The organism is Rhodococcus jostii NBRC 16295, from assembly GCF_001894825.1.
Classification (GTDB): domain Bacteria; phylum Actinomycetota; class Actinomycetes; order Mycobacteriales; family Mycobacteriaceae; genus Rhodococcus_F; species Rhodococcus_F jostii.
In genome coordinates this window covers 1-607 of the sequence record NZ_BCWY01000277.1, presented here as the reverse complement: position 1 = coordinate 607, position 607 = coordinate 1, and the positions used below count along the sequence as shown (strand labels likewise).

2 protein-coding genes are annotated in these 607 nt (G+C 65.2%); both read right to left on the bottom strand.

Going from position 1 to position 607, the window contains the following annotated elements:
* Nucleotides 1–378, bottom strand: a 378-nt coding sequence (locus tag RJ1_RS45180; RefSeq protein WP_174695097.1) for an enoyl-CoA hydratase-related protein, incomplete at its 3' end; no start/stop codon positions are given.
* 49 nt (nt 379–427) lie between these two features.
* Nucleotides 428–607 (bottom strand): hypothetical protein (locus RJ1_RS45175; protein ID WP_143169633.1); only part of this gene is annotated, 180 nt, incomplete at its 5' end.

Genomic DNA, 607 nt, shown 5'->3' with positions numbered 1-607 from the left:
ATCCGCCAGCAGAGCGGCGACCAATCCGGCACCGACCGCCGGCCCGTTGATCGCCGACACGATCGGTGCCGGGCATTCGATGATGTTGCGGACCAGATCTCGCGCCTCGTGCATGACACGGGTGCGGGTGTCCCAGTCCTTGACCATCGCGTCGATGAGATCGAAGCTGCCGCCCGCCGAGAAGGCGCGGTCACCGGCGCCGCGGATCAACACCGCCCGCACCGACTCGTCCCGGGCGATCGCCGCCCACACATCCGCCAACTCCCGGTGCATGTCCGCACCGACCGCATGCAGATCCGGCCCGTCCAGCACGATCCGCAGCACCCCCTCCGACGGACGATCGATCGCCAACGTCGGGAACCCGTCATACGTCTTCACTGAAGTGTTGTGCAACTGAACATTCTGAGTGTCGTTCTGGCTCATCGCCCTAACCCTTCTTCAGTACCTGTGGGTGCGGGATATCTTCGAGTGGTGTCGCCGGGTCGAGTGACGACATGTCCCCCACCGGGTCCCCGAGGAACCGCGCCCGGATGGCGCGGCGCATGATCTTCCCGTTCTTCGTCTTCGGCAGCGTCGCAACCGTGTAGACGGTCGGAGCGAACGATCT